This window comes from Shinella yambaruensis (assembly GCF_022899355.1).
In the GTDB taxonomy this organism is placed as follows: Bacteria; Pseudomonadota; Alphaproteobacteria; order Rhizobiales; family Rhizobiaceae; genus Shinella; species Shinella yambaruensis.
In genome coordinates this window covers 99,706-125,728 of the sequence record NZ_JALJCK010000001.1, presented here as the reverse complement: position 1 = coordinate 125,728, position 26,023 = coordinate 99,706, and the positions used below count along the sequence as shown (strand labels likewise).

Sequence of the window (26,023 nt, the reverse complement as noted above, 5' to 3'; positions counted from 1 at the left end):
CCGCCGTGATCCGTTCCTTGCGTGCAGGGTCGTCGCATGGGGAATGAAACGCCACCCCATTCCCTTCTCCCCCGCGGCAAGAAGGTGCCGGTAGGCGGATGAGGGGATGTCCAAAGCGCGAAGGCTCTGTCAGAGCCACCCCCTCATCCCTTCGGGCCACCTTCTCCCCGCGGGGGAGAAGGGAATGGGGCAGGGTCGAACTCGATATATGATCGCCTACCCTTGTGGAGGCACAGGCGATCGCGCGGCCGCGGGAAGGTTCAGCCGGCGATGGCGCCGGCAACCGCCTCGATCGCCGCGCCTGCCCTGGCGCCGTCCGGGCCGCCGGCCTGCGCCATATCGGGACGCCCGCCGCCGCCCTTGCCGCCGAGCGCTTCGGAGGCGCGGCGCACGAGATCGACGGCGCTGTAGCGGCCGGTGAGGTCGTCGGTGACGGCGACCACGGCGCTCGCCTTGCCGTCCGCCGAGACGCCGACGAACGTGACGATGCCGGATCCGAGGCTCTTCTTGCCGTCGTCGGCAAGGCTCTTCAGGTCCTTCGGCTCGACACCTGTGACGACCTTGCCGAGATATTTCACGCCCGCGACCTCGCGCACGCCCTCGTCGCCGCCGGCGGTGCCGCCCGACAGCGCCAGCTTCTTCTTCGCCTCGGTCAGTTCGCGCTCCAGCTTGCGGCGCTCCTCGACCAGCGCCTCGACGCGGGCGAGCACGTCGCCCGGCTGCGCCTTCAGCGTCGTGGCGAGCGCCTTCACGCGCTCGTCCTGCTCGGCAAGGTAGGCGCGGGCCGCCTCGCCCGTCAGCGCTTCCAGACGGCGCACGCCGGAGCCGACGGCGCTCTCCGAAAGGATGCGCACGAGGCCGATCTCGCCGGTCGCCGACACATGCGTGCCGCCGCAGAGCTCGACCGAATAGGGCCGGTTCGCCTTGGCGCCGTGCAGGCCGGTGCCCATGGAGACCACGCGCACCTCGTCGCCGTATTTCTCGCCGAAGAGTGCCATGGCGCCTTCCGCGATCGCATCGTCCACCGTCATCAGGCGGGTGGTGACCGGGGCGTTCTGCACGATGATCTCGTTCGCCATGTCCTCGATGACGCGCAGCTCCTCCGCCGACATGGGCTTGGGATGCGAGACGTCGAAGCGCAGGCGCTCCGGCGCGACCAGCGAGCCCTTCTGGGCAACGTGGGTGCCGAGCACCTCGCGCAGCGCCTCGTGCAGCAGGTGAGTGGCGGAGTGGTTGGCGCGAAGGCGCGCGCGGCGGGCATGGTCCACCGTCAGCGCCACGGCATCGCCGACGGCAAGCTTGCCGCTCTCGACGACGGCGCTGTGGACGAAGACGCCCTCGCCCTTCTTCTGCGTGTCGGTCACCAAAAGGCGCGCATGGTCGCTGGCGATCACGCCCGTATCGCCCATCTGGCCGCCCGATTCGCCGTAGAACGGCGTCTGGTTGACGACGATCTGCACAGTGTCGCCGGCACTGGCGCCGTCGATCGTCCTGCCGTCCCTGACGATCGCCTGCACCACGCCCTCGGCCGCCTCGGTGTCGTATCCGAGGAACTCGGTCGCGCCGTGTTTTTCCTTCAGCTCGAACCAGACCGCTTCCGTCGCCTTGTCGCCGGAGCCGGACCAGTTCGCCCGCGCTTCCGCCTTCTGGCGCTGCATCGCATCGTTGAAACCGGAAAGGTCGACATTGATGTCGCGGGCGCGCAGCGCGTCCTGGGTGAGGTCGAGCGGGAAGCCGTAGGTGTCGTAGAGCTTGAACGCGGTCTCGCCGTCCAGCATGTCGCCCTTCTTGAGCGTTACGGTGGCATCCGATAGCAGCGACAGGCCGCGCTCCAGCGTCTTGCGGAACCGGGTTTCCTCCAGCTTCAGCGTCTCGGAGATCAGGGCTTCGGCCCGCACGAGCTCGGGATAGGCGCGGCCCATCTCGCCGACCAGCGCCGGCAGCAGCGACCACATCAGCGGCTCGCGGGCGCCGAGCAGCTGCATGTGGCGCATGGCGCGGCGCATGATGCGGCGCAGCACGTAGCCGCGGCCTTCATTCGACGGCAACACGCCGTCGGCGATCAGGAAGGCGGAGGAGCGGAGATGGTCGGCGATGACCCGGCAGCTTGCGGCCGCCTCGCCTTCCGCCTTGATGCCGACGGTCTCCTCGACGGCCGAGATCAGCGTGCGGAAAAGGTCGGTCTCGAAGACGCTCTGGACGCCCTGCAGGATGCAGGCCATGCGCTCGAGGCCCATGCCGGTGTCGATCGACGGGCGCGGCAAAAGGCTGCGCTCGCCGGGCGCCGTCTGGTCGAACTGCATGAAGACGAGGTTCCAGAATTCGAGGAACCGGTCGCCGTCCTCCTCGGGCGAGCCGGGCGGGCCGCCCCAGACATGCTCGCCCTGGTCGATGAAGATTTCCGAACAGGGTCCGCAGGGGCCGGTGTCCCCCATCTGCCAGAAATTGTCGGAGGTCGGGATGCGGATGATCCGGTCGTCGGACAGGCCGGCGATCTTCCTCCAGAGGACCGCCGCCTCCTCGTCCTCGGAATAGACGGTGACGAGCAGCCGGTCCTTCGGCAGGTCGAAGCCCTTGGTCACCAGCGTCCAGGCAAGCTCGATGGCGCGCTCCTTGAAGTAGTCGCCGAACGAGAAGTTGCCGAGCATCTCGAAGAAGGTCAGGTGCCGCGCGGTATAGCCGACATTGTCGAGGTCGTTGTGCTTGCCGCCGGCACGCACGACCTTCTGAGCGGTCGTCGCGGTGGAATAGGAGCGCGATTCCAGCCCGGTGAAGACGTTCTTGAACTGCACCATGCCGGCATTGGTGAACATCAGCGTCGGGTCGTTGCGCGGCACGAGCGGGCTGGACGGCACGATCTCGTGGCCGTTCTTTCGGAAATAGTCGAGGAAAGTCGACCGGATCTCATTCACGCCGCTCATATCGCGTCCTTCATCTCTGCCCATTCACGCCGGAAGACCGGCGCATCACCCACCCAATGTCACTGCAACGACGGTAAAACCGCCTCGCCGGCCGGAGTGCCCGCCCGGAAGACCCCACAAGGCCGCCCTTTCGCGAATTCCGTCGAAACCGCCCGCGCCTGCCGCTTGGATGCGGAAAGGCCGAAAACCTTGGCGCGCGCGAGAACTGAAGGCTTTTATCGCCCGCCTCGGCCCCTGTCCAGACACCAAAAAACCGGCCTTTCGCGAAGAAGAGGCCGGTCTTTCCCATTTTTGCGGAACCGTTGCGCGGCGATTACATGCCGGCCGCGTCGTCGGCGTCGTTCGGATCCGGCCCGCCGTTCTCCAGGAAGCGGTCGGCGATCAGGCCGGCATTCTGGCGCAGCGCCATTTCGATCTCGCGGGCGAGGTCCGGATTGTCGCGCAGGAACGTCTTGGCATTCTCGCGGCCCTGGCCGAGACGCTGGCTGTTGTAGGAGAACCAGGCGCCGGACTTCTCCACGATGCCGGCCTTGACGCCGAGGTCGATGAGCTCGCCGGTCTTGGAGACGCCCTCGCCGTACATGATGTCGAACTCGACCTGCTTGAAGGGCGGTGCCATCTTGTTCTTGACGACCTTGACGCGCGTCTGGTTGCCGATCACCTCGTCGCGCTCCTTGACGGCGCCGATGCGGCGGATGTCGAGGCGGACGGAGGCGTAGAACTTCAGCGCGTTGCCACCCGTCGTCACTTCCGGCGAGCCGTAGACGACGCCGATCTTCATGCGGATCTGGTTGATGAAGATCACCATCGTGTTGGACTTGGAGATCGAGGCGGTGAGCTTGCGCAGCGCCTGGCTCATCAGGCGCGCCTGGAGGCCCGGCAGGCTCTCGCCCATCTCGCCCTCGATTTCGGCGCGCGGCGTGAGCGCGGCGACCGAATCGACCACCAGCACGTCGATCGCGCCGGAGCGCACCAGCGTGTCGGTGATTTCGAGCGCCTGTTCGCCGGTGTCGGGCTGCGAGATCAGCAGATTCTGGAGATCGACGCCAAGCTTGCGGGCATAGACCGGGTCGAGCGCGTGCTCGGCGTCGACGAAGGCGCAGATGCCGCCCGACTTCTGGGCCTCGGCGATGGTCTGCAGCGCCAGCGTCGTCTTGCCCGAGCTTTCCGGACCGTAGATCTCGATGATGCGGCCCTTGGGCAGGCCGCCGATGCCGAGCGCGACGTCGAGGCTGAGCGAGCCCGTCGACACCGTCTCGATCTCGACGACGCTGTCCTTCGAGCCGAGCTTCATGATGGAGCCCTTGCCGAAGGAGCGCTCGATCTGGGAGAGTGCCGCTTCGAGTGCCTTGCTTTTATCCACTGCTTTATCCTCTACGAGCCGCAAAGTGTTCTGTGCCATTTGGTCCACCTTTAGGTTATTGAAGCAAGACAGGCAACGAAGCCGTCGATGAAAGCTATGTACACATTTTGTTCTCTTTTTGCAAGGTCCATTCATCCATTTGAATGATTTCGTAAATCGAGCGTGTGTTCTCTTTTCGTTTACGGCTGTTGAAACCCGTGGCGGAACAAGGATGTACCCGCGCGGGCGCCTCGCTTTTGCCGGCGAATCGCGCCCCCCGCGGGAATGAAGGAAGACGATGACGGGAAAGACGATACTGGTGATGGGCGGCGCCCATGTGGACAGGCGCGGACGCATCGCCGGCGAGACGGCGCCGGGGGCGAGCAATCCCGGCGCCTGGTTCGTGGAAGCGGGCGGCGGCGCCTTCAATGCGGCGCGCAACCTTGCCCGGCTCGGCCGCACGGTGCGGCTCGTCTCGCCGCGCGGGGGCGATGCGGACGGCGCCATCGTCGCGGCGGCGGCGGAGGCGGCGGGCGTCGAGGATACGCCCTTCACCTTCCTCGACCGGGCGACGCCGAGCTACACGGCGATCATCGAGCGCGACGGCAACCTCGTCATCGCGCTGGCGGACATGGAGCTCTACCGCCTGTTCTCGCCGCGCCGCCTGCAGCAGCGGGCGATGCGCGAGGCGGTCGCGGCGGCGGGGCTGATCCTCACCGATGCCAACCTGCCGGCCGAGACGCTGGCGGCGATGACGACGGCGGCGGGCGCCGCGGGCGTGCATATCGCCGGCATCGCCATCTCGCCGGCCAAGGTGCCGCGCTTTGCGGCGAGCCTTCCCGCCCTCGCCTTCCTGTTCATGAACGAGGCGGAGGCACGCACGCTGGCGGGCGCGGCGCCGGAGGACCCGGCCGGCTGGCCGAAGGCGCTGCGCGCGGCCGGCCTTTGCGCCGGCGTCGTGACGCGCGGCGGCCGGGGCGTCGTCGCCTTCGATGCGGAAAAGGCGGTTCTCGTCACGCCGCCGGAGGCGCCCGCGCTCGGCGACGTCACCGGGGCGGGCGATTCGCTCGCCGCCGGCTTCCTCGATGCCTGGATAGCCGGCCACGATATCGGCGAGGCGCTGCGCCGCGGGGTCGCCGCCGCGGCGATCACCGTGCGTTCGCCGCTGGCCGTCGCCGAAGAAATGTCGCAGGCGGCGCTTCAGGCCGCACTTTCCCTTGTGCCGGAGGCCGAAGGGATGGCATGAGACTTTTTTGCCGAAATTCCTGCAAGGACACCGCATGACCAGACCCGTTTCCACCCTCCTGCCGATGCAGTATTCGGACGAAGTCGCCGCCGCCAAGAGCCGCGGCGCACCGATCGTCGCGCTCGAATCGACGATCATCACCCACGGCATGCCCTATCCGGGCAACCTCGACATGGCCCGCAGCGTCGAGCGCATCATCCGTGAGGAAGGCGCCGTGCCGGCGACCATCGCCGTCATCGACGGCGTGCTGCATGTCGGCCTCGACAATGCGCGGCTGGAAGCGCTGGCGCAGACCGAGGGCGCGATGAAGCTGTCGCGCGCCGACCTCGCCTTCGCGATCGCCGAGCGCCGCACGGGCGCGACGACCGTGGCGGCGACGATGATCGGCGCGGCGCGCGCCGGCATCAGGGTCTTCGCGACCGGCGGCATCGGCGGCGTGCACCGCAAGGCGGAGGAGACCTTCGACATCTCCGCCGACCTCGACGAACTGTCGCGCACCGGCGTGATCGTCGTCTGCGCGGGGGCCAAGGCGATCCTCGACATCCCGAAGACCCTGGAAGTGCTGGAGACGCGCGGCGTGCCCGTCGTCACCTATGACAGCCCGGTCTTCCCGGCCTTCTGGTCGCGCGATTCGGGCCTGAAGAGCCCGCTGACGCTGAACAGCCCGGCGGCCATCGCCAATTTCCAGAAGGTGCGCGACCAGCTCGGCGTCGACGGCGGCATGCTGATCGCCAATCCGGTGCCGGAGGCCGACGAGATCGAACGCGAGGAGATGGAGATCTACATCGCCCGCGCGCTCGACAATGCCGAACGCGACGAGATCGCCGGCAAGGCCGTGACGCCCTACCTGCTCGACAGCCTGTTCCGCCTGACGGACGGGAGGAGCCTCAAGACCAACATCGCACTCGTCGAGAACAATGCGCGGCTGGCGGCGGAAATCGCCGTGGCACTGGCGGACTGAGCCGCCGGTCGGGGGTGCCATGCCCTTGTGTGAGGCGATTGCACAAGGGTAGGCAGGTTGCGCTTTGCGTCACCCCCCTCTGGCCTGCCGGCCATCTCCCCCTCAAGGGGGGAGATTGGCAAGACGTGCAAACCTGGCTTGATCAGCACCGTTGGAGAGAGGCGAGGCGCTGCTCCATCCGATCTCCCCCCTTGAGGGGGAGATGGCCGGCAGGCCAGAGGGGGGTGCTTTGCCACATGCCGCAGCCCTGCCCTCCACAAAAAGAAACCGGCGGCAGCGCTTGCACGCTGCCGCCGGAAGATGCCGTGCAGCCGATCAGCCGCGCAGGATGCCGCGGCCGGCGTATTTCGCCTGGGCGCCGAGCTGTTCCTCGATGCGGATCAGCTGGTTGTACTTGGCGGTGCGGTCGGAGCGGGCGAGCGAGCCGGTCTTGATCTGGCCGCAGTTGGTGGCGACGGCGAGATCGGCGATCGTCGAATCCTCGGTCTCGCCCGAGCGGTGCGACATGACGGCGGTGTAGCTCGCCTTGTGCGCGGTCTCGACGGCGTCGAGCGTCTCGGAGAGCGAGCCGATCTGGTTGACCTTGACGAGGATCGAATTGCCGACGCCCATCTTGATGCCGTCGCGAAGGCGCGCGGAGTTCGTCACGAACAGGTCGTCGCCGACGAGCTGCACCGTCTTGCCGATCTTGTCGGTCAGCGCCTTCCAGCCGTCCCAGTCGTCTTCCGCCATGCCGTCCTCGATCGAGAAGATCGGGTATTTGCCGGCAAGCTCGGCAAGGTAATCGGCCATGGCGCCCGGCTCCAGCGTGCGGCCTTCGCCTTCCAGCACATACTTGCCGTCCTTGAAGAATTCGGTCGAGGCGCAGTCGAGCGCGATGAACATGTCCTCGCCCGGGCGGTAGCCGGCCTTCTCGATCGACTTCATGATGAAGTCGAGGGCGGCGGGGGCGGAGGCGAGGCCCGGCGCAAAGCCGCCTTCGTCGCCGACATTGGTGTTGTGGCCGTCGGCCGCAAGCTGCTTTTTCAGCGTGTGGAACACTTCCGAGCCCATGCGCACGGCGTCGCGGACGGTGTCGGCGCCGACCGGGACGATCATGAATTCCTGGAAGTCGATCGGGTTGTCGGCATGCGCGCCGCCATTGATGATGTTCATCATCGGCACCGGCAGGACACGGGCGTTCGGGCCGCCGACATAGCGGTAGAGCGGCAGGTTGGCGGCTTCCGCGGCGGCCTTGGCGACGGCGAGCGAGACGCCGAGGATGGCGTTGGCGCCGAGGCGCGCCTTGTTCGGCGTGCCGTCGAGCTCGATCATCGTCTGGTCGACGGCGATCTGGTCCTCGGCATCGAGCCCGCCGATCGCCTCGAAGATCTCGCCGTTGACGGCGGCGACGGCGTTTTCGACGCCCTTGCCGAGGTAGCGCTGGCCGCCGTCGCGCAGTTCGACGGCTTCATGCGCGCCCGTGGAGGCGCCCGACGGAACGGCCGCGCGGCCGAAGCTGCCATCTTCGAGATGCACGTCCACTTCGACGGTGGGGTTGCCGCGGCTGTCGAGAATCTCGCGGCCGATGATGTCGATGATTGCAGTCATGGAGATCGTCCTGTTCCGGGGTTTATAAATCGATTAAAATCCACTTTTAATCGAGGATGCAGAAATTACAATGGCGTGCGTCGCCCTGGGAAAAACGGATGGCATGTCTCCATGTCATCCGTTTGAAATGTCAGGCCTTGGCGATGTCGTCGAAGGCGACGAGCTTTTCCAGAAGCCGCGGCATGTCCTTCAGGTGCACCATGTTCGGGCCGTCGGAGGGCGCGTTGTCCGGGTCCTCGTGGGTCTCCACGAAGAGGCCCGCGATGCCGATGGCGATGGCCGCGCGTGCCAGGGTCTCGACGAACCGGCGGTCGCCGCCGGTCGAGCCGCCCTGCCCGCCCGGCTGCTGCACCGAGTGCGTCGCGTCGAAGACGACGGGCGCGCCGAGCGAGGCCATGATCGGCAGCGAGCGCATGTCGGAGACGAGCGTGTTGTAGCCGAAGGAGGCGCCGCGCTCGCACAGCATGACGTTGGGGTTGCCGCTCTCGGTGAATTTCGCCAGCACGTTCTTCATGTCCCAGGGCGCCAGGAACTGGCCCTTCTTGACGTTGATCGCGCGGCCGGTCCTGGCGGCGGCGACGAGCAGGTCCGTCTGGCGCGACAGGAAGGCCGGGATCTGCAGAATGTCGACCGTCTCGGCGACGACGGCGCACTGCTCTTCCGTGTGGATGTCGGTGAGAACCGGGAAGCCGAAATCCTTCTTGAGGTCGGCGAAGACCTCCAGCGCCTTTTCAAGGCCGATGCCGCGCTTGCCGGAGAGCGAGGTGCGGTTGGCCTTGTCGAAGGAGGATTTGTAGACGAGGCCGATGCCGAGCTTGTCGGTCATCTCGACCAGCGCCCCGGCCATCATGTAGGCATGGTCGCGGCTCTCCATCTGGCAGGGGCCGGCGATCAGCGAGAAGCGCTTGTCCTGGGCGAAGGTGACCTTCTTGGCGCCTTCGCCGACGACGACGGTGGAATTGGTGTTCATCTCATTCTCCGAAGACAAGGAGGACGCCCTGCCCGGGTGCCGGCGGCACGAGGAGGCGGTTGTCCCGTTTATGGAAGGCGACGCCGCGTTCCGTCAGGAGGCGCTCGCATTCCGCTGTATTTTCAACCTTGAAGACGACCGCGCGCCCTTTCAGGCCGCGATCCGTGCCGGCGACCGGCGCGATCCCGTAAAACCCCTCCAGGCCCGCATCGTTGAGCACGGTGATGCGCCCGCGCGGCGTATCGACGGACATGCCGAAGGACAGGGCCTCGACCGCGCGCTCGTCGGCCGCCTCCTGCACGAGATACTGGAAATCCGTCGGGTTCTGTTCCGACAGGACGACCTCCGACAGGGCGGTGACGCCGTTCGCGTGCGTTTCCAGCGACGCGCGGTCGGCCGGCAGCGGCAGGATGCGCTGCGAGGCGAAGAAGAAGAAATCGGGGCTGCGCAGGTCGGCGGCGAAGGCAAGGCGGAAGCTGCCGGTCGCGCTGGTCCCGTCGGGCAGCAGCATGTCGCGGGAAAATTCCAGCACCTCGCCGCCGGAAAGGCCGGCATTGGTATAGCGCTGGTCGTCCTCCCAGGCATCGCCGCTCGCCATGGCGATGGCGGAAAAGCCCTCGAGGCCGCGGCGGAAGCGGAAGGCCTGGTCGCGCGCCACGAACACATTGCCGCCGCGCGCCGCTTCCTCGCATTCCTCGCGATTGGCGATGCCGAGCGGTTCGAGATAGGAACCGTCCGCAAGGAAGACGCAACAGTTCTCCGTGCCGAACGGGTGGCGGGCGTCGCTGGCAACGGTGAAGCCGAGCGCGGTCAGGCGCGCGCGGGCCACCCCGAGGTCGGACACCGGCAGCACCAGATGGTCGATCGGGCGGGGCGTTCTCGAACTCACGGTCATGGCGAAAAATCCGGCGTGTTTCAGGCGCCCCGTGCTTTGCCCGCTTTCGGCGCGCAATGCAAGCGCCAGCACGGCCCGCCCCGCCCTGCGGGAACTTTTCCGCCACCCGATCATTTCCCGCAGCGTCCCCGCACCGGAGCCCGCCCATTCCCAGATCCCGCGACATCACCCGCCAGCGCGACCTCCACGAATCCCGCCCCCTCTGGGCTGGTTCGCCGCGCCTTTCGCTTCGCGCGCGGCCAAGGCCGTCGCGTACCGACTATGACGTCATCATCGTCGGCGCCGGCATTTCCGGGGCGCTGATGGCCCATGCGCTGGCGGACGGCACGCGCTCGGTGCTCGTCGTCGACCGGCGCCTGCCCGTGCATGGCAGCACGCTTGCCAGCACCGCGATGATCCAGCACGAGATCGACATCCCCCTCTCGAGGCTCTCGGACATGATCGGCGCGCCGAAGGCCCGCCGTGCCTGGCAGCGCTCCGCCCGCGCCGTCGAGCGCCTGTCGGGCATCGTCGCCGATCTCGGCCTCACCTGCGGCTTCGAGCGCAAGCAGACCCTGTTCCTCGCCGGCGAGGCCTATGGCCGCCGGGCCCTGCGGGAGGAGGCCGAGGCGCGCCGCGCCGCCGGCATCGCGGCCGAATATCTTGACGCCGCCACCCTTGCCGAACGCTTTTCGATCACGCGCACCGGCGCCATCCTCAGCGACATCTCCGCCGCGGCCAATCCGGCGCAGATGGCCGCCGGCATCCTGCGCGCGGCGGTGGCGCGCGGCGTGGAGCTCGTCAGCCCGCTGGAGATCACCGACCTGCGCAGCGCCGCGGGCCGGGTGTTCCTGGCGACGGCGGAAGGACGGATCCTGTCGGCCGGCCACGCCGCCTTCTGCTCCGGCTATGAGTTCCTGGAGGCCGTCGCCGACAAGGAGCATGCCATCGTCTCCACCTGGGCCCTCGCCACCCCGCCCGGCACACCGCTGCCGGACTGGCTGAAGACGTGCATCGTCTGGGAGGGCGCCGACCCCTATCTCTATCTCCGCCGCACGCGCGACGGACGGCTGATCGTCGGCGGCGAAGACGAGGACAGCGCCGAGGCCTATGCGTCCGCAAGGAAGCTGCGGCAGAAGGCGGCGACCATCCGCCGCAAGGCCGAAACCCTGCTCGGCCTTGCCCTGCCGGAGCCCGACCACGTCTGGGCGGCCCCCTTCGGCATCACCCGCACCGGCCTGCCGCTGATCGGCCGCGTGCCGGGCCTCGAAAATGTCTTCGCCGTCATGGGCTTCGGCGGCAACGGCATCACCTTCAGCCAGATCGCCGCCGAGATCGTCGCGGCCGGGATCGCCGGCCATGCCGATGCGGATGCCGACCTCTTCGCCTTCCCCAGCCGCCAGACTTGACGAAGGGAAGGCCCGGCCGGCCGATATTCCCCTTCCGTTGAATGGCTGCGGGCGCAAAGCCGGGTTATGCTCGCCCGACATCGACGAAGCCGGACTGCCATGCTGCTTGCCATCCTCTCCGATATCCACGCCAACCGCGAAGCCTTCGAGGCCGTGCTTGCCGCCGTCGAAGGCGCCGGGGCCGACCGCCTCGTGCTGCTCGGCGACATCGTCGGCTACGGGGCGGATCCGGAATGGTGCGCGGAACGGGCGATGGCGCTTGCCGCAGGCGGCGCCGTCGTGCTGCGCGGCAACCATGACGAGGCGGTCGGCAATCCCGCCGTCTCGATGAACCCGACCGCGACCTTCGCCCTCGAATGGACGCGCCGCCAGCTCGGCAGCCAGACCCGCGCCTTCCTCGCCGCCCTGCCCTTCGAGGCGCGCGAGGGCGACTGCCTCTTCGTGCATGCCGATGCCAGCGCGCCGCCCGCCTGGAACTATGTGCTCGACGCCAGCGATGCCGGCCGGCATCTTGCGGCCTGCGCGGCGCGCGTCAGCTTCTGCGGCCATGTGCACAAGCCGGCGCTCTATTCGACGGCGCCGGGCGGCAGGGTCACGCATTTCCGCCCCGTCGCCGCCACCCCCGTGCCGCTCCTGCCGCAGCGCCGCTGGCTCGCTGTCATGGGCTCCGTCGGCCAGCCGCGCGACGGCGATCCCGCGGCCGCTTACGCGCTCTACGACACGCAGAGCGCCGAGCTCCGCTTCCAGCGCGCCGCCTATGACGTGGAGCGCGCGGCCGGGAAGATCCGCGCGGCCGGGTTGCCGGCCTCGCTCGCCGACCGGCTCTTGCGGGGGCGCTGATGGTCAAGGCTCGGCTGAAACCCGGCGATCTCATCGACGGCTTCCTCATCGAGGCCATCGCGCACAATGGCGGCATGGCGCGCATCTGGGCCGTGTCGCGGCCCGACATCGATTTCCCGATCCTGATGAAGGTGCCGGTCATCGGCGAGGGCGACGATCCGGCCGCCATCGTCGGCTTCGAGATGGAGCAGATGATCCTGCCGCGCCTGTCCGGCCCGCATGTGCCGCGCTTCGTCGCCAACGGCGATTTCGCGACGCTGCCCTATATCGTCATGGAGCGCCTGCCCGGCACCTCGCTCTATCCGCTGCTGGAGCGCCTTCCGTTGCCGCCGGAGGAGGTCGCCGCGCTCGGCGCGAAGATCGCCGTCGCGCTCGATTCGCTGCACCGCCAGCATGTCGTGCATCTCGACCTGAAGCCCTCCAACGTCATGTTCCGCGAAAGCGGCGAGGCCGTGCTGATCGACTACGGCCTTGCCCGCCACATCCACCTGCCCGACCTGATGGACGAGCAGTTCCGCCTGCCCTACGGCACCGCGCCCTACATGGCGCCGGAACAGGTTCTCGGCACGCGCAGCGATTTCCGCAGCGATCTCTTCGCCCTCGGCGTCCTCCTGTACTTCTTCGCGACCGGCGAGCGTCCTTTCGGCGATCCGCAGCGCCTGAAGGGCCTGAAGCGCCGCCTGTGGCGCGATCCGCTGCCGCCGCGCGCCCGCAACGCCGCCATCCCGCCCGCCCTGCAGGAGGTCATCCTGCGCTGCCTGGAGGTCAACCCCGCCTGGCGCTATCCGAGCGCCGCCCAGCTCGCCCTCGACCTGCAGGACCTTTCCGCCGTCAAGCTGACGGCACGGGCGGAGAAGATGAAGCGGGACCCGCTCGGCATGGTGCTGCGCCGCCGCTTCAACCCGGTGCCTATCGAGACCGTCAAGCCGCAGACCGCCGAGGCCCAGCTCGCCAATGCACCGATCGTCGCCGTGGCGATCGACCTTGCCGCCAGCACGCCGGACCTTGCCGACGCCATGCACAGGACCGTCGCCCGCATCATCGAGAACACGCCGGACGCCCGCATCGCCTGCATCAACGTCCTGAAGATCAACCGCATCGCCATCGACACCTCACTGGACGAGGAAGGCCGCAACAAGCATGTGCTGCGCCTGGTCGAGCTGCGCACCTGGTCGACGGGCCTTGCCGTCCCCGGCGGCGGCATCACCTTCCATGTGCTGGAGGCCGTCTCGCCGGCCGACGCCATCCTCGATTATGCCCGGGAAAACTATGTCGACCACATCGTGATGGGCGCGCGCGCCGAATCGGCGATGCGCTCCATGCTCGGCAGCGTCTCCGGCGAGGTCGCCGCCCACGCCCCCTGCACCGTCACCGTGGTGCGCAACCGCCCGCGGCCGGGAGGGGCGCCGGATACAGGGTAAGCCCCTAAGGAGCGGCAGTCGCGAGTGTGGGGTGGAGCGTGCCGCAATCCCCCCACTGGCCTGCCGGCCATCTCCCCCTCAAGGGGGGAGATCGGATGGAGCAGCGTTTCGCCTCTCTTCAACGGTGCTGGTCAAGCTAGGTTTGCACGTCTTGCCAATCTCCCCCCTTGAGGGGGAGATGGCCGGCAGACCAGAGGGGGCACCTCGTCAACCGCGCGCTCACGAACGGAACCGCTTGCGATACTCGCCCGGCGTCAGCCCGACGATGCGGGCGAAGACTTTCCGGAAGGCGCCGGGATCGTTGTAGCCGACATCGAGCGCCACGCGGTCGACGGAGCGCGTGGTGAACTGCAGGTGCTCCTGGGCCTTCGCCACCCTCAGGCGCTGGCAATAGTCCGTCGTCGTCAGCCCCGTCGCCTTGCGGAAGCGTCTGAGGAAGGTGCGTTCCTCCAGCCCGGCCTGCGCGGCGAGCAGGTCGAGGCCGATCTCGCGCGCCTCGCTCGCCTGCAGGAAATGCTGCACCTTCAGGATCGCCGCATCGCCATGCAGGAGGCGCGGCGAGAAGGTGCTGTAATAGCGCTGCTCGCGGCCCGGCGGATCGATGACGAACTGCCGGGCGATCTCCAGCATGATCGTCGGCCCGAGGAAGCGGTCGATGAGCTTCAGCCCGAGATCGACCCAGGCCATCACGCCGCCGGCCGTCACGATGTCGCCGTCGTCGGCGAGCAGCCGGTCGGTATCGACGGTGACGTCGGGAAACCGCCGTTCGAACGTCTCGGCGATCACCCAGTTGGTGGTGATCGTGCGGCCGGCGAGAAGCCCCGTCTCGCCCAGGAGGAAGGCGCCGGCGCAGATCGAGGCGAGCTGGATGCCGCCCGCATGGCATTCGCGCAGCCAGGCGGCAAAGGGCGCCGCCTCCACGCGCCGGATCGGATCGCCGAGCGCCGGCGGCAGGACGAGCACGCAGGGACGCGACGCCGCGTCGCCCTCCGCGTCCACCCGCACCGGCACGCCGTCCTCCAGCCGCCAGTGGCTGACGGTGAGGAGAGGCCCTGCGCGCCCCTTCTTCCGGCCGAGTTCCATCGCCGACCGGAAGAGATCGGTCATGCCGAGCACGGCGGCCATCTGCACGCCGGGATAGAGAACCAGTCCGATCTCGGCTGCACGCGCCATGTCACTTTCACCCCGGATTATGTCGGTCCTGCCAATGGCGAGGGATGGCAGGCCGGGGGCAGAATGTCCACATCGTCCATCGCCTGCAAGAAGGAACCGCCATGAGCAAGCGCGCCATCATCATCGTCGACCTCCAGAAGGACTATCTTTCCTCCGGCAGCTTCGCGCTGGCGGGCATCGATGCCGCCGCCGCCAATGCCGCGCGTATCGTCGAGGCCGGGCGCGGCAGGGGCGACCGGATCATCCATGTCCACCACATCGCGAAGGAAGCCGCCTCGCCGCTCTTCGCCCCGGGCACGGAGGGCATCGAGCCGATCCCGGCCGTCACGCCGCGCGAAGACGACACGGTCATCGTCAAGAACTATCCGAACTCCTTCCGCGGGACGGCGCTCGACGAGACGCTGCGGGACGGCGGCATCGAGGACGTGGTGGTCGTCGGCGCGATGAGCGACGTCTGCATCGACGCGACGGCGCGCGCCGCCGCCGACCTCGGCTACAACCTCACCGTCGTGCACGACGCCTGCGCCACGCGCGACAAGGCCTTCGGTGATTCGCTCGTCCCGGCCGCCCAGGTCCACGCCACCATCATGTCGGCGCTGGAATTCGGCTACGGCAAGGTCACCACGACCGCCGATTTCCTGTCGTAGTCCCCGCAACCGCCGTCCCTGCCCCGGGCGCAAGGGCTATCGCACAGGCAAGGAAACCGTCGCCACATCCCCTTCTCCCCCGCGGGGAGAAGGTGCCGGCAGGCGGATGAGGGGGATGGCGAAGGCAAGAAAAGCAAAGGATTCGTCCGTATCGCCCCCTCATCCGACCCTTCGGGCCACCTTCTCCCCAGGGGGAGAAGGGAAGAAGACGATGCCGCATATGGCCCGGCCCCGGCAGGCGCGGTCTGTGGAGCCGCGGACACCCCCTACCAAAGCCCGTCGCGCCGCCCGTCATTCCCCTGTCATGGGACGATGGTGTCTCTTCGCGCGTGAATGCACCCCGGCGGCCGCATCGTGATCCGGCGCCCAGCGGAGTACGCGTGAATGGATACGGCTCAGGCCCTGGCCCTTGCCTCGGGCGCCCTCGTCGCCACCAATCTCCTCAGCATCCTCATCGCCGGTAAGCGGCTGAAGCCGACGGGCGCGGCGCCGCCCGAGATCGAGGAAAGACCGCCCGTCTCCATCGTCATCCCCGTGCGCGGCATCGAGAATTTCTCCGCGGAGACGCTGGAGCGCGCCTTCCGCCTCACCTGGCCGGACTACGAGCTGCTCTTCTGCGTCGCCCATGCGGGCGATCCCATCGTGCCACTGATCGAGACGGCCGCCGCCGCCCATCCGCATGTCGCCGCGCGCATCCTTGTCGGCGATGATCGCATCAGCGCCAATCCGAAGCTCAACAATTGCGTCAAGGGCTGGCAGGCGGCGCGGCACGACTGGGTGATCCTTGCCGATTCGAACGTCCTGATGCCGCCCGACTACATCCGGCACCTGATGGGCGGCTGGCGCAGCGATTCGGGCCTCGTCTGCTCGACGCCGCTCGGCTCGCGGCCGGACGGCTTCTGGGCGGAGGTGGAATGCATGTTCCTCAACACCCAGCAGGCCCGCTGGCAATATGCCGGCGAGGCGCTCGGCCTCGGTTTCGCGCAGGGCAAGAGCATGCTCTGGTACAAGCCGATGCTCGATGCCAATGGCGGCATCCAGGCGCTGAACGCCGAGATCGCCGAGGACGCCGCCTCCACCAAGCTCGTCAGCCGGCTCGGCCTCAAGGTGCACCTCGTCTCCTCGCCCTTCGAGCAGCCGCTGGGGCGGCGCACCGGGCAGGAGGTCTGGTCGCGCCAGTGCCGCTGGTCGCGCCTGCGCCGCGTCACCTTCCCCGCCTTCTTCAGCCCGGAAATCCTGCTCGGCGCCGTCCCGCCGCTGCTTCTCGCGCTCGCCGCGGTGCTCCTCGGCGATGCGCCGGTCCTGCCCGCCGTGCTGCTGGTGCTCGCCGGCCTCTACCTGCCGGAAGCCGTCCTTGCGCTTGCCAAGGGCTGGCGGCTTTCCCTGTGGTCCGTGCCGGCGATGATGGTGCGGGACGCCATGATGCCGGCCATCTGGCTGCGCGCCTGGATCGGCGGCGCCATCGACTGGCGCGGCAACACGATGACGATAAGCACGAATGCCTGCGAATTGAAGGAAGCGCCGGCGGGGCCGTAGGCGGCCGTCAGCCCTTGACGCGCAACCCCTCCAGCAGCGTCCGGAACCCCTTGACCGCCCGCCTGGAGGTCTCCTCCGGATCGTCGGACTTGGCGATCCACAGCGCCGCATGGCTGCTCGCCCCGTTGATCAGCCGGGCGGCCGCCTCCGTGTCGATATCCCCCATCACGCCATCGGCCTTCAGCTGCTCGATGCTGCGGCTGAGGGCGGCGATGCAGCCATTGTTGGTCGGCCATTGCGAGACGTCGCCGAGCACGGCCGGCCCGTCGCGGAACATGATGCGCTGGATCTCCGGCTCCAGCGCCATCTCGATATAGGCGACGCATTCCGCGACAAAACCCTGCCAGCGGTCGGGCGCCGCGGCCGAGATCCGGTTGAGCCGCAAGGTCATTTCCGCGTCAATCTGCTGGATCACCGCCTGGAGCAGCCCCTTCTTGTCGCCGAAATGGTGGTAGAGCGCGCCGCGCGTCAGCCCGGCCCCGGCGGTGAAATCGTCCATCGAGGCGGCGGCATAGCCCACCGTGCCGAAGGCCTGCCGTCCGGCGGCGATCAGCTTGGCCCGTGTTTCGGCGATCATTTCCTCACGCGGCTTGCGCATGGCGTCTCCTCATTCACATACGCCGCGTATTTTATTTGACATACGCCACGTATGCAACTATCTCTTCAACATACGCCGCGTATGTAATTATCGAACCCGTCCCTTTCCAGGAGCAGGCCATGTCCAACCCCTACAAGGAAATTTTCAGCGTGCCGGGAACGAAGTCGTTCTCCGCCGCCGGCTTCCTCGCCCGCCTTCCCATCGCCATGGCGCCGATCGGCATCGTCGCCATGCTCTCGCAGACCCATGGCGAATACTGGCTCGCCGGCGCGGTCTCCGCCACCTTCGCGCTCACCAATGCGCTCATCGCCCCGCAGGTCTCCCGCCTCGTCGACCGCTTCGGCCAGGCCGCGGTGCTGACGCCCGCCACGATCGTCTCCGTCCTCGCCTTCCTGGCGCTGATAACCGCCACCCACCAGGGCTGGCCGGCCTGGACGCTCTTCGCCGCCGCCTTCCTCGCCGCCGCCATGCCCTCGATGCCCGCCATGCTGCGCGCCCGCTGGACGGAGATTTTTCGCGACCGGCCCGAGCTCAACACGGCCTTCGCCTTCGAATCGGCCGCCGACGAGCTGGTCTACATCGCCGGCGCCTCGCTCTCGGTCGGCCTTGCCGTCGCGCTTTTCCCGGAGGCCGGCATGCTGGTCAGCACCGCCTTCCTCGCCGTCGGCACGCTCGCCTTCGTGCTGCAGCGCGCGACGGAGCCGGCCGTGCAGCATGTCGCCGGCAGCGCGCCGCAGAAATCGGCGATCCGCCTGCGCCCCGTCCAGATCATCACGCTCGCCCTCGTCTTCGTCGGCGCCACCTTCGCGACCGCCGAGGTCTCGGCCGTGGCGATCACCAAGGACCTCGGCCAGCCGAATGCCGCCAGCCTCGTCATCGGCGTCTATGCCATCGGCTCCTTCGTCGTCGGCCTCGTCCTCGGCGCGCTGAACCCGAGGATGGCGCTGCAGAAGCAGCTGATGATCGCCGTCGCCGTGCTGGCGCTCACCGCCCTGCCGCTGCCCTTCGCCGGCACGGTGCCGCTGCTGGCCTTCGCCGTCTTCGTCAGCGGCATCGCCATCTCGCCCACCTTCATCACCGCCTTCGGCCTCGTCGAACGCCGCGTGCCGTCCGCCATGCTGACGGAAGGCGTCACCTGGGTGACGACCGGCATCGGCATCGGCATGGCGCTGGGCGCCTTCGTCGCCGGCTGGGCGGTGGACAATTTCGGCGCCCAGAACGGCTTCTGGGTCTCCGTCGCCGCCGGCCTCGGCGCGGCGCTCACCATCGGCATCGGCCAGCGGGTCCTCGCCGGCCAGGATCCCGACGAGGGGATCGGCGCCCTCGCCCAGGCGGCCGAATGACGAAAGCAGGAAGCCCGGCAGAAATGCCGGGCTCCTTCCATCGCCAAGGCAATCAACCTCTCCGAACCACGGGTGCGTGTGGATCCTCGGGTCAAGCCCGAGGATGACGGAAAGGTGGTCCTTCCAAAAGCAAGAGCCCGGTGTCGCCACCGGGCTCGATTCTTTGACAAGCCTCTCCCAGCCCTCTGCCGTCATCCTCGGGCTTGACCCGAGGATCCACCGCCGCACCCGCGGCGAGGCCGGTCGGGTCTGGCCCGACAGACGCGAAGGAGGCTTTCCTCAGACGAGGCGGCTCTGTTCCAGCGCCGCTTCCACGAAGCTCGCGAAGAGCGGGTGCGGATCGAGCGGGCGGCTCTTCAGCTCCGGGTGGTACTGCACGCCGATGAACCACGGATGGTCGGGATATTCCACCGTCTCCGGCAGGATGCCATCCGGCGACATGCCGGAGAAGACGAGGCCGCAGCTTTCGAGCCGGTCCTTGTAGTCGACATTCACCTCGTAGCGGTGGCGGTGACGTTCGGAAATATCCGTCGAGCCGTAGATGTCGGCGATCTTCGTGCCGCCCTTCAGCGCCGCGCGATAGGCGCCGAGGCGCATCGTGCCGCCGAGGTCGCCGGACGCCGAGCGCTTCTCCAGTTCGTTGCCCTTCACCCATTCCGTCATCAGGCCGACGACGGGTTCCGCCGTCTTGCCGAATTCGGTCGAGGAGGCCTTCTCGATGCCGGCGAGGTTGCGCGCCGCTTCCACCACCGCCATCTGCATGCCGAAGCAGATGCCGAAATAGGGCACCTTGCGCTCGCGGGCAAAACGCGCCGCGTTGATCTTGCCCTCCGACCCGCGCTCGCCAAAGCCGCCGGGAACGAGGATGCCGTGCACCTTTTCGAGGTAGGGCGCCGGGTCCTCCTTCTCGAAGACCTCCGACTCGATCCATTCGAGCTTGACCTTGACGTGGTTGGCGATGCCGCCGTGATACAGCGCCTCGATCAGCGACTTGTAGGCGTCCTTGAGGCCGGTATACTTGCCGACGATGGCGATCGTCACCTCGCCCTCGGGCGTCTTGATGCGATCGGAAACGGTCTGCCAGGCTTCGAGGCGCGGCTTGGGCGCCGGCTCGATGCCGAAGGCGGCCAGCACCTCGTCGTCGAGGCCTTCCTTGTGATAGGCGAGCGGCACGTCGTAGATCGACGCGACATCGAGCGCCTGGATGACCGCCGTCGGGCGCACGTTGCAGAACAAGGAGAGCTTCCTGCGCTCGGCCTCGGGGATTTCCCGGTCGGCACGCACGAGCAGGATGTCGGGGTGGATGCCCATCGCCTGCAGCTCCTTGACGGAGTGCTGCGTCGGCTTGGTCTTCAGTTCGCCCGCCGCCGGAATGTAGGGCATCAGCGTCAGGTGCACATAAACCGCGGTGCCGCGCGGCAGATCGTTGCCGAGCTGGCGGATCGCCTCCATGAAGGGCATGGCCTCGATGTCGCCCACCGTGCCGCCGATCTCGCAGATGACGAAATCGTAGTCCTCGTTGCCTTCGATGACGAAGTTCTTGATCTCGTTGGTGACGTGCGGAATGACCTGCACGGTCGCGCCGAGATAGTCGCCGCGGCGTTCCTTGTCGATGATGTTCTTGTAGATGCGACCGGTGGTGATGTTGTCGGTCTTGGTGGCCGAGCGGCCGGTGAAGCGCTCGTAGTGGCCGAGGTCGAGGTCGGTTTCCGCACCGTCGTCGGTGACGAACACCTCGCCGTGCTGGGTCGGGCTCATCGTGCCCGGGTCGACATTGAGATAGGGGTCCAGCTTCCTGAGGCGGACGCGGTAGCCGCGGGCCTGAAGGAGAGCTCCGAGTGCAGCGGCGGCAATGCCTTTTCCGAGGGAGGAGACCACGCCGCCTGTGATGAATACATATCGCGCCATGGGAGTCACCGGATACCTTTTCAAAATCGATTCCGCCACCGAAAAATCACCTTGGGCGTGATTTCGGAAGTCGCAATCGGCGTTTTACACAAGAAGAAGGCCGGTTGGATTTCGCCAACCGGCCGGTTCGTTTTCGGTCCTTGCGGCTTACTGGCCGCTCGGGACGCCGGAGTTCTGCTCCGTGCCCGTTGCAGCGCCCGTGCCGGTGCCCGTCGCGGGCGTGTCGCCGGTGCCGGTCGCCGTGCCGCCATCGGTCGGAACGGCGTCGGTGCCGGTCGTCGCGGGCGTCTGGTTGGTCGTGTTGTTGTTGTTCTGGGTGCCTTCGCCCTGCGATGCGCCGCCGAGCGCGTCGAGCACGCCGCCGGTGCCGGTCGTGCCGGGGATACGGTCGAGGATGTCGGTCGGCTGCGTCTCGTAGCGGGCGAGGATGCCCATGCCGAGCGCCAGCACGAAGAACAGCGTGGCGAGAATCGCCGTGGTGCGCGTCAGGGCATTGGCCGTGCCGCGCGCCGACATGAAGCCGGAGCCGCCACCGATGCCGAGGCCGCCGCCTTCAGACCGCTGGATCAGCACGACGCCGATCAGCGCGACGACGACCATGAGATAGATGACGAGCAAGATGGTCTGCATGTTTTCGGTATCCCGGCCAGATGGCCCAAATGTCAGGTTTGCGGCTCAATATACCAAGCCGCGCACCATTCCAAGCCCTAGCTGTCGATCCGCCCGCCCTTTTGGCCGAAGCGGGTCAGGGTCCCCCCCTCATCCGGCCCTTCGGGCCACCTTCTCCCCGCGGGGGAGAAGGAAACGGGGCGCTTGCGGCTCTCCCCTTCTCTCCCGCGGGGAGAAGGTGCCGGCAGGCGGATGAGGGGGCGACCCGAAACGGGCATTATGAAAGTCAGGCGGTCAGCGCTTCGTATGCGCGGTAGATGGCAAGGAAGTCGTCCGATTTCAAGCTCGCCCCGCCGATCAGCGCGCCGTCGACATTGGCGACGCCCATCAGCTCCTGCGCATTGCCCGGCTTCACCGAGCCGCCGTAGAGGATGCGCATCTTCGCGCCCTCGCCGGCAAGGCGGCCGGTCAGCTCCGCGCGCATGAAGGCGTGCGCCTCCTCGACATCGGCCGCCGTCGGCGTAAGCCCCGTGCCGATCGCCCAGACGGGCTCGTAGGCGATGACGGTGTTTTCCGCCGTCGCGCCGTCCGGCACGGAGGCCGCAAGCTGCGCCTTCAGCACGTCGAGCGTCTTGCCCGCCTTGCGCTCGTCGCCGGTCTCGCCGATGCAGATGATCGCGACGAGGTCGTTCGCATGGGCGATCTCCGCCTTGGCGCGCACCAGCGCGTCGCTTTCCTTGTGGTCCGTGCGGCGCTCGGAATGGCCGACGATGACATGGGTGCCGAAGCAGTCGGCGATCATTTCCGCCGAGACGTCGCCGGTATGGGCGCCGGAGGCCTTCTCGTGGCAGTCCTGCGCGCCGATCATCAGCGGGCTGTCGTCGCAGAGCGCGGTGGCGACATAGAGCAGCGTCGCCGGCGGGCAGATCAGCGTCTCGACCTTGTCGGAAAGCGGCCCCTTCACGCCTTCGGCCATCGCCTTGATCTGGTCGAGCGATGCGCGCGTGCCGTTCATCTTCCAGTTCCCGGCAACGAGCGGGGTTACATCCGGTGTCATGGGGCCTCCCTGTTCTTGAAATTCGCGTGGCTTGCGGCGTAGCAAATCGAAGGCCGCAAGGAAAGCCGGATAGTTCCGGGTGAAGGCGAATAGGCCGCCCCCGTCGGACGTAACATCCAAGGCGCAGCGGGCGCCGAGGGGAAGGCGAAGATGCGGCGCACAGGTTCCTCGACGGGCTTTTTCCTCGTGCTGCTGGCGGGGCTTTTCCTTGCCGGCGGCGCGGTCGCGCAGGCTCCGACCGCCGAGGAGAAGACGCGCGGCCTGATGGGCATCAAGACCAGGGTCGAGGCCGGCACGACCGCCGAGGCGGCGCAGGCCGTCCCCGCCGTCGCGGCAAGACGCGTCGCGCTGGTCATCGGCATGTCGGCCTACACGGCCATATCGCCGCTGCGCAACACCGGGGCCGACGCGCAGGCCGTTGCCGACATGCTGCAACGGCTCGACTTCTCCGTCGATCTCGTGGTCGATGCCCCCCTCGCCCGCATGCAGGACACCATCGTCGCCTTCGCGCGCAAGACCGAGACCGCGGAAGTCGCCCTCGTCTACTATGCCGGCCACGGCGTCGAGGCGGCGGGAGAGAACTATCTCGTGCCCGTCGACGTCAAGGTCGACGACCCGGCGACGATCCCGCAGCAGGCCGTCAGCCTCGCCTCCGTCCTCGCCAGCGTGGAAAGCGCGCGCAAACTGCGCATCGTCATCCTCGATTCCTGCCGCAACAACCCGTTCCCGACGCTCGTCGGCGCGGCGGCGGCAAGCGGGGTGACGCTCGGCGGCGCCGGCCTATCGGCGCCCGATCCCGCCCAGGGCATGATGGTCGTCTACGCCGCGGAGGGCGGCAAGGTGGCGCTCGATGGCGACGGCGCGCACAGCCCCTTCGCCACCGCCATCCTCGAAAGCCTGCCGCGGCAGAATGTCGAGATCGGCCTCGTCTTCCGCCAGGTCCGCGACCGGGTGATGGCGCTCACCGCCAACCGCCAGCAGCCGCATTTCTACGGCTCGCTCTCGGGCGCGCCCTATTTCCTCGCCGGCGAGGACGCCGCCGTCGCCGGCCTTGCCGACAAGGCCGCGCAGTGGCAGGCGCTCAAGCCGGACCAGGAGCAGCAGCTCGCGGCGCTCGCCGGCGAAGGCGACACCCGCGCCATGATCGGCCTCGGCTACATGGCGCTGACGCCGGACACGCAGAAGTTCCAGCCGGAAAAGGCGTTCGGCCTTTTCAGCAGGGCGGCCGAGGCGGGCGATGCCGAAGCGATGTTCGAGCTGGCGAAACTCCACGAGAAGGGCATCGGCACCGCGCAGAACGTGCCCGAGGCGATCAGGCTCTACCGGCGCGCCGCCGATCTCGGCTTCGCCGATGCCATCAACGATCTCGGCTTCCTCTACTATCAGGGCGCGGACGGGCTGGCGCGCGATCCGAAGAAGGCGGTGGAGCTCTTCATCCGCGCGGCGGACCTGCGCCACCCGCAGGCCATGTTCAACGTCGCGGCGCTGATCGACGACGGGCTGGTGCCGGGCAGGACGCCGGAGGATGCCGCCGCCTATCTCTACAGCGCGCTGCGCTCCGGCGTGAACGACGTGCTGGAGCAGCTCACCACCCGCCCGACCATGTTCAAGCCGGCGACGCGGCGCGCGCTCCAGGCGGAGCTGCAGCGCAACCGGTTCTATGCCGGCGCCATCGACGGGGCCATCGGCGCGGGCACGCAGCGCAGCATGCGCATCGCCTTCGGCCAGACGGAATAGCCGGACGAAACAGGAGGAGGGTTTCATGGTTTCGAGCGGACGACTGCATCCCCTTTACGCCGCGGTGCTCACCGCCGCGCTCGCCGTGACCGGCGTTTCCGACGGCTACGGCCAGTCCACCGACCCTTCGCCCCGGGGATCGAGCAATTCGCAGGCCGAGGGGGCGGCAACGCCCAGCGATTTCATCACCAACGCCATTCTCGCCAATCTCGCCGCCGCGCGGTCCGAATGCGGCAGCTACGACCGGATCTACCGCGTCGACTGTCTGCGCCATCGGCTGCTCGACATCTCTCGCCGCATTCCCGAAGGCCCGGCCTATGGGCAGGCGCGGCAGATCGTCGGCCGCGCGGCGAGCCGGCTGGGCAGCATCCAGTCCGCCAATGCCGACACCCGCGTGCCGAAGCAGCGTTCGCGGCGCAATCCCCGGCTGCGCGAGGCCAAGGTCTATACCGCCATAAAGCGGGAGAAGCTGAACCAGGCGATGCAGCAGGCGAGCCGCGTCATCGAGGAAGCCGCGACGCAACTGCTGCGCGCCGGCGAGAATTCGGAAAAGCGCTCCGCCCACTACCAGAAGATCGCCGCCGCCGTCGGCTCGACCAAGGTCCTGCTGCGCTCGGCCTGAATTTCCAGAGAAATTCCAGCAAAAGTGCACAGCGGTTTTGCGGCTCTACAAGAGGATCGGGCATCTCGCGGTTCGGCGAAAGGCGGAAATGCCCTATTGCGAAAACAGCCAGTTCAGCGTCTCGCGCCAGTCGGTCATGCGCACGGGCGTGCCGTGGCCGCCGGTCTGGAACAGCACGAAGCGCGTCGGCACGCCGGCCTTGCGCAGCGTGCGGAACACCGCGATCTGGTCGTTGGCCGCATAGACGCTGTCGCTGTCGCCATGGGTGAAGAAGACCGGCAGCTTCGCCTTGAAGGCCGGCGTCCTGCCGTAGTCGCCATCGGCCGCCCCGCCCATCAGCACCATGCCGGCAAGGCTCTTCACCGCCGCCGGATCGCGCGCCACGCGGGCGCAGATGAAGCTGCCCATCGAGGCGCAGGCGAGGATGACCGGCGCCTGCGGCGACAGCGCCTTGGCCGTCAGGATGAGGCCGGAGACCCGCGCCGCGCCCTTGTCGTCGAAGGAGGGCACGCTCGGCGCGTAGTAGACCCCGCCGTTCTGCGCGGCGAGGTTCTTCAGCCGGTTGAAGTTGCCGCCGAAATTCCAGTCGTTGTTGCCGAGCCGCCGGTCGCCGCCGCGGCCGTGGATGAAGATGACGGTAAAGGCCGCGCCCTCCGCCTTGCCGGTCATCGCGACATCGATCGGCCCGGCGGGCGTGGCGATCGTCGCGTTCTTCTGCGCCTTCTTCACCGCCGTCGAGACATAGGCCGCCTTCACCCGGCGCTCCGGCACCTGGTCGCGGCCGTTGATGTCGCGCAGTTCCTGGTAGTCGACGACCCTCAGCGCGCCGTCGTCGCCCGTCTCCACCACCGTGCCGTAGCCGAACAGGTCGTCCTTCCAGGGTTTCAGGCTCAGCGCCGCCGCCTCGCCGGCAAGGGAACCGGCGAACAAGGCGGCCAAAACCAGCCGGGAAAGGCAATGAACTGTGGACTGACGCATGAACTGTGGCTCCCTGAAGGCAGCGATACTTGCCATCCGCCCGCCCGCAACGCAATCCTCCGCCGGCGGTTGGCGCGGCTTGGCGCATCCTGCAGGCCGGGTGACGCCACCCCGCGGCGCACGCGACGGACGGGACGGCACGCCGCCCCGGCATCGCGAAAGCCCGCGGAATCTGGCAGAGTCGCAGGTGATTCGCGCAATGACCTCTTTTGCGCCAGACCCCGGTCCGCCATGGACCGGC

The 26,023-nt window shown here is 68.0% G+C and carries 21 protein-coding genes; 10 read left to right on the top strand and 11 right to left on the bottom strand.

Annotation, left to right across the window (positions count from 1 at the left end):
- Positions 1–260 precede the first annotated feature (260 nt).
- Both alaS and recA read right to left on the bottom strand, forming a co-directional pair.
- Entirely contained in the window at positions 261–2,921 is a 2,661-nt protein-coding gene (alaS, locus tag MUU56_RS00590; protein WP_244765421.1) for an alanine--tRNA ligase, read from the bottom strand.
- Positions 2,922–3,234: 313 nt separating this feature from the next.
- Positions 3,235–4,323 carry a recombinase RecA gene (recA, locus tag MUU56_RS00585; RefSeq protein WP_244765420.1) on the bottom strand — a complete coding sequence of 363 codons (1,089 nt, stop codon included), beginning with the start codon at positions 4,321–4,323 and terminating at the stop codon, positions 3,235–3,237.
- A 238-nt stretch (positions 4,324–4,561) separates the two neighbouring features.
- Between recA and MUU56_RS00580 the strand changes: the two genes are divergently transcribed.
- Entirely contained in the window at positions 4,562–5,509 is a 948-nt protein-coding gene (locus MUU56_RS00580) for a carbohydrate kinase family protein (RefSeq protein ID WP_244765419.1), read from the top strand.
- Positions 5,510–5,543: 34 nt separating this feature from the next.
- A complete protein-coding gene (locus MUU56_RS00575) occupies positions 5,544–6,470 on the top strand; it encodes a pseudouridine-5'-phosphate glycosidase (RefSeq protein ID WP_244765418.1) in 927 nt (308 codons plus the stop codon).
- 315 nt (positions 6,471–6,785) lie between these two features.
- Here MUU56_RS00575 and eno read toward each other — a convergent pair whose 3' ends face one another.
- The 3 genes from eno to MUU56_RS00560 all read right to left on the bottom strand — a co-directional run bounded on the left by eno (position 6,786) and on the right by MUU56_RS00560 (position 9,925).
- On the bottom strand, positions 6,786–8,060 hold the full coding sequence (gene eno / locus MUU56_RS00570; RefSeq protein ID WP_064330009.1) for a phosphopyruvate hydratase: 1,275 nt from the start codon (positions 8,058–8,060) through the stop codon (positions 6,786–6,788).
- A 130-nt stretch (positions 8,061–8,190) separates the two neighbouring features.
- Positions 8,191–9,030, bottom strand: a complete 840-nt coding sequence (gene kdsA, locus MUU56_RS00565) for a 3-deoxy-8-phosphooctulonate synthase (RefSeq protein ID WP_244765417.1) — start codon at positions 9,028–9,030, stop codon at positions 8,191–8,193.
- Position 9,031: 1 nt separating this feature from the next.
- Positions 9,032–9,925, bottom strand: coding sequence for a VOC family protein (locus MUU56_RS00560; RefSeq protein WP_244765416.1), 894 nt, complete (start codon positions 9,923–9,925; stop codon positions 9,032–9,034).
- Positions 9,926–10,071: 146 nt separating this feature from the next.
- On the opposite strand from MUU56_RS00560, the gene MUU56_RS00555 reads away from it, so the two are divergent.
- The 3 genes from MUU56_RS00555 to MUU56_RS00545 all read left to right on the top strand — a co-directional run bounded on the left by MUU56_RS00555 (position 10,072) and on the right by MUU56_RS00545 (position 13,574).
- Positions 10,072–11,313 carry an NAD(P)/FAD-dependent oxidoreductase gene (locus tag MUU56_RS00555; RefSeq protein WP_244765984.1) on the top strand — a complete coding sequence of 414 codons (1,242 nt, stop codon included), beginning with the start codon at positions 10,072–10,074 and terminating at the stop codon, positions 11,311–11,313.
- A 99-nt stretch (positions 11,314–11,412) separates the two neighbouring features.
- Positions 11,413–12,153, top strand: a complete 741-nt coding sequence (locus MUU56_RS00550; RefSeq protein ID WP_244765415.1) for a metallophosphoesterase family protein — start codon at positions 11,413–11,415, stop codon at positions 12,151–12,153.
- Positions 12,153–13,574 (top strand): serine/threonine protein kinase, encoded by a 1,422-nt coding sequence (locus MUU56_RS00545; protein ID WP_244765414.1) that lies wholly within the window; start codon positions 12,153–12,155, stop codon positions 13,572–13,574. Before MUU56_RS00550 ends, MUU56_RS00545 begins: the two co-directional genes overlap by 1 nt.
- A gap of 219 nt (positions 13,575–13,793) precedes the next feature.
- Here the strand turns inward: MUU56_RS00545 and MUU56_RS00540 are convergent, their stop codons facing one another.
- On the bottom strand, positions 13,794–14,747 hold the full coding sequence (locus MUU56_RS00540; protein WP_244765413.1) for a GlxA family transcriptional regulator: 954 nt from the start codon (positions 14,745–14,747) through the stop codon (positions 13,794–13,796).
- 101 nt (positions 14,748–14,848) lie between these two features.
- Here MUU56_RS00540 and MUU56_RS00535 point away from each other — a divergent pair, with 101 nt between their 5' ends.
- Both MUU56_RS00535 and MUU56_RS00530 read left to right on the top strand, forming a co-directional pair.
- Positions 14,849–15,394, top strand: coding sequence for a cysteine hydrolase family protein (locus MUU56_RS00535; protein ID WP_244765412.1), 546 nt, complete (start codon positions 14,849–14,851; stop codon positions 15,392–15,394).
- A 384-nt stretch (positions 15,395–15,778) separates the two neighbouring features.
- A complete protein-coding gene (locus tag MUU56_RS00530) occupies positions 15,779–16,930 on the top strand; it encodes a ceramide glucosyltransferase (protein ID WP_244765411.1) in 1,152 nt (383 codons plus the stop codon).
- A gap of 7 nt (positions 16,931–16,937) precedes the next feature.
- Here MUU56_RS00530 and MUU56_RS00525 read toward each other — a convergent pair whose 3' ends face one another.
- A complete protein-coding gene (locus tag MUU56_RS00525) occupies positions 16,938–17,528 on the bottom strand; it encodes a TetR/AcrR family transcriptional regulator (protein WP_244765410.1) in 591 nt (196 codons plus the stop codon).
- 119 nt (positions 17,529–17,647) lie between these two features.
- Between MUU56_RS00525 and MUU56_RS00520 the strand changes: the two genes are divergently transcribed.
- The gene (locus MUU56_RS00520) at positions 17,648–18,871 is read left to right on the top strand and encodes an MFS transporter (RefSeq protein ID WP_244765409.1); all 1,224 of its coding nucleotides are present in this window, start codon (positions 17,648–17,650) and stop codon (positions 18,869–18,871) included.
- Between the two features lie 279 nt (positions 18,872–19,150).
- On the opposite strand, the gene MUU56_RS00515 is transcribed toward MUU56_RS00520, so the two are convergent.
- The 3 genes from MUU56_RS00515 to tpiA form a co-directional block, all read right to left on the bottom strand.
- The gene (locus MUU56_RS00515; RefSeq protein ID WP_244765408.1) at positions 19,151–20,779 is read right to left on the bottom strand and encodes a CTP synthase; all 1,629 of its coding nucleotides are present in this window, start codon (positions 20,777–20,779) and stop codon (positions 19,151–19,153) included.
- Between the two features lie 147 nt (positions 20,780–20,926).
- Positions 20,927–21,409 carry a preprotein translocase subunit SecG gene (secG, locus tag MUU56_RS00510; RefSeq protein WP_244765407.1) on the bottom strand — a complete coding sequence of 161 codons (483 nt, stop codon included), beginning with the start codon at positions 21,407–21,409 and terminating at the stop codon, positions 20,927–20,929.
- 265 nt (positions 21,410–21,674) lie between these two features.
- Positions 21,675–22,445, bottom strand: a complete 771-nt coding sequence (tpiA, locus tag MUU56_RS00505) for a triose-phosphate isomerase (protein ID WP_244765406.1) — start codon at positions 22,443–22,445, stop codon at positions 21,675–21,677.
- Positions 22,446–22,595: 150 nt separating this feature from the next.
- On the opposite strand from tpiA, the gene MUU56_RS00500 reads away from it, so the two are divergent.
- Together MUU56_RS00500 and MUU56_RS00495 are read left to right on the top strand one after the other, a co-directional pair.
- Positions 22,596–24,182, top strand: coding sequence for a caspase family protein (locus MUU56_RS00500; protein WP_244765405.1), 1,587 nt, complete (start codon positions 22,596–22,598; stop codon positions 24,180–24,182).
- A 25-nt stretch (positions 24,183–24,207) separates the two neighbouring features.
- Complete coding sequence (locus MUU56_RS00495) at positions 24,208–24,804, top strand: hypothetical protein (RefSeq protein ID WP_244765404.1); 597 nt, start codon at positions 24,208–24,210, stop codon at positions 24,802–24,804.
- Between the two features lie 93 nt (positions 24,805–24,897).
- On the opposite strand, the gene MUU56_RS00490 is transcribed toward MUU56_RS00495, so the two are convergent.
- Positions 24,898–25,782 carry an alpha/beta hydrolase gene (locus MUU56_RS00490; protein WP_244765403.1) on the bottom strand — a complete coding sequence of 295 codons (885 nt, stop codon included), beginning with the start codon at positions 25,780–25,782 and terminating at the stop codon, positions 24,898–24,900.
- Positions 25,783–26,023 lie beyond the last annotated feature (241 nt).

Bases quoted from the DNA above. Each gene is read 5' to 3' on its own strand.
- MUU56_RS00535 (WP_244765412.1), top strand. From the start codon at position 14,849: ATGAGCAAGCGCGCCATCATCATCGTCGACCTCCAGAAGGACTATCTT.
- MUU56_RS00500 (WP_244765405.1), top strand. From the start codon at position 22,596: ATGCGGCGCACAGGTTCCTCGACGGGCTTTTTCCTCGTGCTGCTGGCG.
- MUU56_RS00525 (WP_244765410.1), bottom strand. From the start codon at position 17,528: ATGCGCAAGCCGCGTGAGGAAATGATCGCCGAAACACGGGCCAAGCTG.
- MUU56_RS00550 (WP_244765415.1), top strand. From the start codon at position 11,413: ATGCTGCTTGCCATCCTCTCCGATATCCACGCCAACCGCGAAGCCTTC.
- tpiA (WP_244765406.1), bottom strand. From the start codon at position 22,445: ATGACACCGGATGTAACCCCGCTCGTTGCCGGGAACTGGAAGATGAAC.
- eno (WP_064330009.1), bottom strand. From the start codon at position 8,060: ATGACTGCAATCATCGACATCATCGGCCGCGAGATTCTCGACAGCCGC.
- kdsA (WP_244765417.1), bottom strand. From the start codon at position 9,030: ATGAACACCAATTCCACCGTCGTCGTCGGCGAAGGCGCCAAGAAGGTC.
- MUU56_RS00495 (WP_244765404.1), top strand. From the start codon at position 24,208: ATGGTTTCGAGCGGACGACTGCATCCCCTTTACGCCGCGGTGCTCACC.
- secG (WP_244765407.1), bottom strand. From the start codon at position 21,409: ATGCAGACCATCTTGCTCGTCATCTATCTCATGGTCGTCGTCGCGCTG.
- MUU56_RS00580 (WP_244765419.1), top strand. From the start codon at position 4,562: ATGACGGGAAAGACGATACTGGTGATGGGCGGCGCCCATGTGGACAGG.
- MUU56_RS00490 (WP_244765403.1), bottom strand. From the start codon at position 25,782: ATGCGTCAGTCCACAGTTCATTGCCTTTCCCGGCTGGTTTTGGCCGCC.
- MUU56_RS00520 (WP_244765409.1), top strand. From the start codon at position 17,648: ATGTCCAACCCCTACAAGGAAATTTTCAGCGTGCCGGGAACGAAGTCG.
- alaS (WP_244765421.1), bottom strand. From the start codon at position 2,921: ATGAGCGGCGTGAATGAGATCCGGTCGACTTTCCTCGACTATTTCCGA.
- MUU56_RS00515 (WP_244765408.1), bottom strand. From the start codon at position 20,779: ATGGCGCGATATGTATTCATCACAGGCGGCGTGGTCTCCTCCCTCGGA.
- MUU56_RS00530 (WP_244765411.1), top strand. From the start codon at position 15,779: ATGGATACGGCTCAGGCCCTGGCCCTTGCCTCGGGCGCCCTCGTCGCC.
- MUU56_RS00540 (WP_244765413.1), bottom strand. From the start codon at position 14,747: ATGGCGCGTGCAGCCGAGATCGGACTGGTTCTCTATCCCGGCGTGCAG.
- recA (WP_244765420.1), bottom strand. From the start codon at position 4,323: ATGGCACAGAACACTTTGCGGCTCGTAGAGGATAAAGCAGTGGATAAA.
- MUU56_RS00575 (WP_244765418.1), top strand. From the start codon at position 5,544: ATGACCAGACCCGTTTCCACCCTCCTGCCGATGCAGTATTCGGACGAA.
- MUU56_RS00545 (WP_244765414.1), top strand. From the start codon at position 12,153: ATGGTCAAGGCTCGGCTGAAACCCGGCGATCTCATCGACGGCTTCCTC.
- MUU56_RS00560 (WP_244765416.1), bottom strand. From the start codon at position 9,925: ATGACCGTGAGTTCGAGAACGCCCCGCCCGATCGACCATCTGGTGCTG.